Genomic DNA, 6490 nt, shown 5'->3' on the forward strand with positions numbered 1-6490 from the left:
TTGTGAAATCGCGTAGTAAAGTCGTACAAACTGGGCAACGTATTATGGCTGGCATGCTTTCTTCACATACGTTTTCACCTGAAAGAATAGAAGAATGGAATCGAAAAATTAAAAAAACAGAAGGTTTTATTCAAAAAAATGAAAGCCTTTTAGAGCAAGTAAAAGAAAAAGAACGTGTCATTGATGAGATGTATCAAGAAGATTGCAAAAAGCTTGCGAAAGCACAAGAAAAGCTGGAAGAAAAAATGCTTCTGGATTTGAAAATGTGTATGAATGGATGAGGTGAATGTAGTGATACAGTCTGTATTACCGGTGCAACAAAGTTTACCTCCGCAAAAAGAAAAAGGGCTAGAAATACAATCAAAAAATGAAGATTCTTCATTCGATCGTACGATGAGAATCGAAAATAAAAAGCAGCCGAAAACGGAGAAAACGAAACGAGAAGAAGCACCAAAAGAAGAGAAAAAAGAATATAACCTTTCTAAACCATCGGTAACGAAAGAAGAACCAATTGTAAAGAAAGAAGAAAAAAAAGAGACAGAACAGTTGTTATTAGCTGTATCTGAGCAAATGGTTGCAATTGAGCAATTACATGTGCAGCCGGAATTGTTATATCAATACATACAAAAAATACAAGAGCTATATAAAGAATACGGCAATATTAAACTTAATGAATTACCTGCAGCTGAATTACAACAATTACAAGAACTTCTTTCAAATATGAATATCAAAAATGCTATATGTTTAGAAGACACAATGCAAATGGTATTAGACAAAATGAAGATGCCGGAGCAAATGATGCAAGCATTGAAGGTTGTAGAAACAGAAACTTGTAATATTGCAAAGAAACAAGAAGAGTTTAAAGACGTAGATCTTCCGAAACTTGAGAGCGATGATGCAAAGGTAGAGTTGCCAGAGGTTGATGCATTAAATGATTCGAGCTCTACAGGTGCAGAGTTATTAAATAAAACGACGAGTACCGAACAAGTAGGGAAATCAAATAGTGGTGCTGAGAAAGTGTCATTACCTGACTTAGGAAAGAAAATGGAAGCGCAAGTAGAAGCGCTGCAAAAATTTGTAGTGAAACAAGAACGTGTTTTATTCCAGTTAAATCCAGAAAAACTTGGTACATTAACAGTATTTATGAAAAAACACGGAGATCAAATTGACGTTCACGTAGAAATGGAAAAACACGATGCGAAAAAACGTGTTGAAATCATTTTTGATGAATTGAAATTAAAGTTAAAAGAAAAAGAAATCAATATTCAAATTAGCTATTCAGATAAAGATGAAAATCGTAAAGAACAGCGAGAACAAGAGCAAAGGCAAAAACAGAAATTAGCAAATACAAATCATGAAAAACAACAATCAACAGAATTTGCGGGATTATTGGAGGAATAAAGCGTGCCAACAGTTGGATTAAATACAACGAGTACAAATCATATTCCGTTACAAACAGGAGCGCAAAAAAGTAATGTACCTGTTAATGGTGTACAATCGCCAGTGCAACAAAGTAATGGAGTTTCTGCAGGAGCGCAAAAGACTCCTGGGGTAATGGGGAAAGATGATTTCCTAAAATTGTTTTTATCAAGTTTCCAACATCAAGATCCATTTAATGCGATGGATATGAATCAAATGATGAATCAGACAGCACAGTTATCTCTTATGGAACAAGTACAGAATATGACGAAAGCAGTAGATAAGCTGCAATCAACGATGTATTCAACAGCACTTGATGGTGGAATGAAGTTTTTAGGTAAATACGTAAGAGGTGTTGACGGTGACGGAAACAAAGTAACCGGTCAAGTAGAAACGGTTCGCCTTGCGGAAAATAACGATGTACAGCTCGTTATTAATAATAAGGTTGTATCTCTTCGTTTCGTTGAGAGAGTGTCTGATAAACCAATTGGGGAAACGAACCCAGAAGACGCAAAGAAAGACGATCAAAAAGTAACTGAAGAAGTAAAAACTACAAATTCATAAGGAGTGTCCATACGTTATGATTAAAGCGTTATATACAAGTATTACAGGGATGAATGCAACACAAAATGCATTAAGTGTAACTTCAAATAATATTGCCAATGCACAAACAGTAGGTTATAAAAAACAAAAAGCAATGTTTGATGATTTACTATATAACAATTCGATTGGTGCAAAAGGTGACGGTAAATACGCAGGAACAAATCCGAAAAGTATTGGTAATGGTGTGAAAATGAGTGGTACAGTTACGGATTATAGTGATGGTACAATTACGTTAACAGGTGGCAAAACACAAGCGGCAATGGAAGGTAATGGTTTCTTCGTTGTAGGTGATTCAAAGGGCGGAAATATGGAATTTACTCGTAAAGGTACGTTTGGGATATCTTCAGATTACTATATTACGAATACTGAAGGTCAATACGTATTTGCATACCCTGCAGATGAGGCAACTGGTGAAGTTGATTTATCTGGAATTCCAGGACCGTTGCAAATTCCAATGGGAACAGCAATTGGTGGTATTCGAACATCGAAAGGGACAATTAAAGGTAATATTCCAACGGGTGAAAAACAAATTACACAAGATTTACCTGTATATGATAATGCGGGGAATACATGGACAATGCGTGTAGAGTTTAAACAAACGAGCGAACATAATTATACATATAAAGTACAAATGCGTAATGACTCGAAAAAAGAAACAGAGTTTAAGGATGTTCAAGGTGCAGGTGGTAATATGACATTTGATGCTGTTGGAAATCCAAATCCGAAAGAGCAAGGAGCCAATATTCCATTTGATGGCGGCTCTATAAAATTAGACTTAAGTCATTTAACAAATCATCCAACAGATAAAACATTATCAGTAACAGACGTAGATGGTAGAGCAGCAGCGACGGTTAAAGATTGCTTCATTGCTGACGGTGGATATGTAATGGTAAAATATTCTGATGGAAGTATGAAATCAGCTGGTCAATTAGCTGTTGCGATGTTCCCGAACGAAGGCGGACTAATGAAAACAGGTAATGGTAACTATACAGCGACGAATACAACAGGTATTTTAGCACTTGGTGCATCTGGTCAAAATGGTGCAGGTAAAGTACGCGGTGGTGCACAAGAAGGTGCAAACGTAGATTTATCTGTAGAGTTCGTTGACTTAATGTTATACCAACGCGGATTCCAAGGAAATGCGAAAGTAATTAAAGTTTCAGATGAAGTATTAAATGAAGTTGTAAACTTAATTCGATAATATATCGCATGGAAAAAATGTAATGGAGTAGAAAGGGTTTTTTATTCGTATGACAAGACAAGAGCGAATTTTACAATTGCCTTTTTTCGAAAATAAACGTGAACTTGCCGAGCAAGTATTAAAAATAGAACGAGAAGAGCATGTATATTTACCAGATCAATTTGAAATTAAGCAAGTGCCTCCGTATTCATTTGGCGAAAAACAAGCAATCATTGGCCGTATCCATGAGTTTTATTTCATAAGTGTTGGTAGCGATAGCGTTTGGAAGTATCAACTGTTTAAGGATGAGATGAAGTGTCGTGAGTTTTTTGTTATGTTGCCAAATATTACGGATCAGCAGATAGCGTTTTGGTTTAATAACATAGAGTTATTGAAAAGTTCTTAGAAGTACTTTTTAGGTTTTGAGAGAGGACCTGGCGATGTTTTGGAGCGGTTAGTGCCTAATAGAGTCCCGACCGATGTGTAAGACCAGAGATATGTAGAGTTACTAGAGTAGTGTGGTAGTGTAAGAAGTGGTAATATGAAATAGTTTTAAGTTGATTTAAGATAGTTGTAGTATACAATTAGACTGAATTTCTATAAAAGGAGAGGTGAGGAGGATGGCGCAAAATAAGTATCGCGTTACATTCATTTCGCCGAGTGAGGTTGAGCAGCGGACTGTAATGGCGGCGAATAGTTTGCCAGATTTAATCCGTAAAGTAGAGAGTATTATTGCCGATCCAAACGGTTATTTTGTGAATGATAAAAAAAATAATTGTTATTTTAAAGTGATTAAAGAAAATGTTACGTTTATTCAATATGAGTTACTATTTTCTGATAAGGAAATTCATATTGAAAAATTAAAACATATAGCACCGGTGGTATTAAAACGATTATTCGAAAAAATAAATGACCCGGAATTATATGCACTTGCGCTACTTGATGTTGATATAGCAACGAAAGAATATGTGCTAGCAGAAATGAATTCTGAGCTGAGAATAAGAGTAGAGACGGAGCTTTCGAAAAAATGGGAAGCAATGCCGACGGAAGTTGTAGGAGCACAAGAAGTGTTATTAGAGGCACTTGCTTCGTTTATACAAGATTAATTGTTTTTTTGTAAAATGAATCGATCGACTATCTATATTTTTTATATAGGTAGTTGACTTTTTCGCTTTTATAAAGCTTAATAATTAGATATACGGAATTAATGGAAGGGGAGCGACACCTTTATGTCACAAGCACAAAGTATTTTATTAGAAAGCGGAACAAATGAATTAGAGATTGTTACGTACACTGTTGGTGAAAACCTATTTAGTATTAATGTAATGAAAGTACGTGAAATCATTAATCCATTCCCTGTTACAACTGTGCCAGAATCTCATCATGCAGTTGAAGGTGTTGTTCAAGTACGTGGTGAAATTTTACCTGTTATTAACTTAGCAATGGCTCTTAATTTAAAGTCAACAAAGCCACTTGATCAAACGAAATTTATCATCTCAGAATTAAACCAAATGAAAGTTATTTTCCGCGTTGATGAAGTGCATCGTATTCAACGTATTTCGTGGGAACAAATTGATGAACCAGCTTCATTATCTATGGGACTAGAAGAAACGACATCTGGTATTGTAAAACTAGATGGCAAAATCATCTTACTATTAGATTATGAAAAAATTGTATGTGAAATTAGCGGCACTGGTTATGACAATAAATCAATTGCAGGGTTAGAACAAAAAACAGATCGAGCTGAAAAAGTAATTTATATTGCAGAAGATTCAGCGATGCTTCGCCAAATATTAGAAGAAACATTATCATCAGCTGGATATACAAAAATGAACTTCTTCAGCAATGGTGCAGAAGCGTTAGCACAAATTGAAAAATTAGCGAAAGAGCAAGGTGAAAAAATGTTTGAACATATTCACTTGCTAATTACGGATATTGAAATGCCAAAAATGGATGGACATCATTTAACGAAAGTGGTTAAGGATAGTGAAGTAATGAATCGTTTACCAGTTATTATTTTCTCTTCATTAATTACAAATGAATTATTCCATAAAGGTGAAGCTGTAGGAGCAAATGCTCAAGTAAGTAAGCCAGATATTCAAGAGCTAATTGGTTTAGTTGATAAGTTAGTGCTTTAAAAGCTTCTTTTTAGCCGGAATAGAAGCTCTAGCCAAGTGTTGAGCGGTCAGTGCTTAATAGAGCCCTATGCGATGTTGAGACCAGAAATATAGAGTGGTTATAGGTAAGTAGAAGAGCTGGTGTATAACATTTTTCTATTTAGTAGGAATAGAGGAACTACTTATGTAAGGAAGTTTTCAGTGATTAATAGAGTCTCATGCGATGTGAGTTCAGAGGTATGAAGTAGTTTTAGGTAAGAAGAAGTGAGACTTCGATTGAGGATTGGAAGACTGGGTTTATAACTCTATTCTGTTAGACAGAGGAAGGAATTAGCCATGTGTAAGCATTGGTTAGTTCCTTTTTAGTATTCTATACTTTAAACAGGCAAAAAAATGAAAGGTTTCTTGGGTGTTTGACGCTGTATATGTGAATAATCTTTATTTAGAGATTTTTAATTTGAAAATATAAGCAAACGTATTTTCGATGGTTATTTTAGTAATATTTCGTGGTAACGCAAATTTTTTCGGTGAAAAAATATTCAAAATACCATATAATATAATTAAATGTAATTAATATGCAATTTTACATATTAATAAAAAACATTTTCCAAATTTTTATACTTTCTATACATTTTTGTATGTTTATTATTTGACAGATAATTTCGAACTGTTATAATATGGATATGTAAAAATTGCTATTTTCTTAAAAGACATGGGAGTCAGATGAGAATTGTGAAAGGATGAGGGGGAGTGGCACAGATTATGTATCACCACACAGCAATTAATGTATTAGGTCTTTTACAAAACATGTCAAATAATAAAATGAACGATATGCAACTAGAGGTGGAATTAAAAAAAATAGAAAAAGAATTCCAAGTAAAGTATGAAGAGTTAGTTGATTTACATAATAGAATGGTATTATTTCAAATAGATATAGAAAAAAATGGCGGGATGCGAGCATATGAAAAATCAGCAATTACATGGCTGAAGTCTGAACTAGAGCTACTTTATGAAGTGTATCAATTTTGTCAACGTCACGGTTTAAACATTTTAAATATTTCAAAATACGTAAGTAAAAATGAACTAAATCTTTTTCCGAAAACAGAAAGTCAATTGCAAAATACGTATTATAAATTGAAAAAACGTGAAATACCGTTTGAAAATATTGAAA

Annotated in this window: 8 protein-coding genes; all 8 read left to right on the forward strand. The window is 34.2% G+C overall.

Going from position 1 to position 6490, the window contains the following annotated elements:
- On the forward strand, window positions 1-281 hold a 281-nt coding region (locus tag MR167_RS29745; protein ID WP_242316111.1), incomplete at its 5' end, for a cytoplasmic protein.
- Between the two features lie 10 nt (window positions 282-291).
- The gene (locus tag MR167_RS29750; RefSeq protein WP_142287884.1) at window positions 292-1401 is read left to right on the forward strand and encodes a flagellar hook-length control protein FliK; all 1110 of its coding nucleotides are present in this window, start codon (window positions 292-294) and stop codon (window positions 1399-1401) included.
- A gap of 3 nt (window positions 1402-1404) precedes the next feature.
- On the forward strand, window positions 1405-1983 hold the full coding sequence (locus MR167_RS29755; protein WP_001143485.1) for a flagellar hook assembly protein FlgD: 579 nt from the start codon (window positions 1405-1407) through the stop codon (window positions 1981-1983).
- A gap of 16 nt (window positions 1984-1999) precedes the next feature.
- A complete protein-coding gene (locus MR167_RS29760) occupies window positions 2000-3223 on the forward strand; it encodes a flagellar hook protein FlgE (RefSeq protein ID WP_086397923.1) in 1224 nt (407 codons plus the stop codon).
- A gap of 49 nt (window positions 3224-3272) precedes the next feature.
- The gene (locus MR167_RS29765; RefSeq protein ID WP_000198167.1) at window positions 3273-3608 is read left to right on the forward strand and encodes a DUF3964 family protein; all 336 of its coding nucleotides are present in this window, start codon (window positions 3273-3275) and stop codon (window positions 3606-3608) included.
- 214 nt (window positions 3609-3822) lie between these two features.
- On the forward strand, window positions 3823-4308 hold the full coding sequence (locus tag MR167_RS29770; RefSeq protein WP_000068302.1) for a hypothetical protein: 486 nt from the start codon (window positions 3823-3825) through the stop codon (window positions 4306-4308).
- Window positions 4309-4431: 123 nt separating this feature from the next.
- Window positions 4432-5340 (forward strand): chemotaxis protein, encoded by a 909-nt coding sequence (locus MR167_RS29775; protein WP_000075943.1) that lies wholly within the window; start codon window positions 4432-4434, stop codon window positions 5338-5340.
- Window positions 5341-6081: 741 nt separating this feature from the next.
- On the forward strand, window positions 6082-6490 hold a 409-nt coding region (locus MR167_RS29780), incomplete at its 3' end, for a DNA-binding domain-containing protein (protein WP_242316112.1).

The organism is Bacillus cereus group sp. BfR-BA-01355 (genome assembly GCF_022663675.1).
GTDB lineage: Bacteria > Bacillota > Bacilli > Bacillales > Bacillaceae_G > Bacillus_A > Bacillus_A thuringiensis_S.

Excerpts from the sequence above, each read along its gene's own strand:
- MR167_RS29760 (WP_086397923.1), top strand. The coding sequence starts at position 2,000 with ATGATTAAAGCGTTATATACAAGTATTACAGGGATGAATGCAACACAA.
- MR167_RS29765 (WP_000198167.1), top strand. The coding sequence starts at position 3,273 with ATGACAAGACAAGAGCGAATTTTACAATTGCCTTTTTTCGAAAATAAA.
- MR167_RS29770 (WP_000068302.1), top strand. The coding sequence starts at position 3,823 with ATGGCGCAAAATAAGTATCGCGTTACATTCATTTCGCCGAGTGAGGTT.
- MR167_RS29775 (WP_000075943.1), top strand. The coding sequence starts at position 4,432 with ATGTCACAAGCACAAAGTATTTTATTAGAAAGCGGAACAAATGAATTA.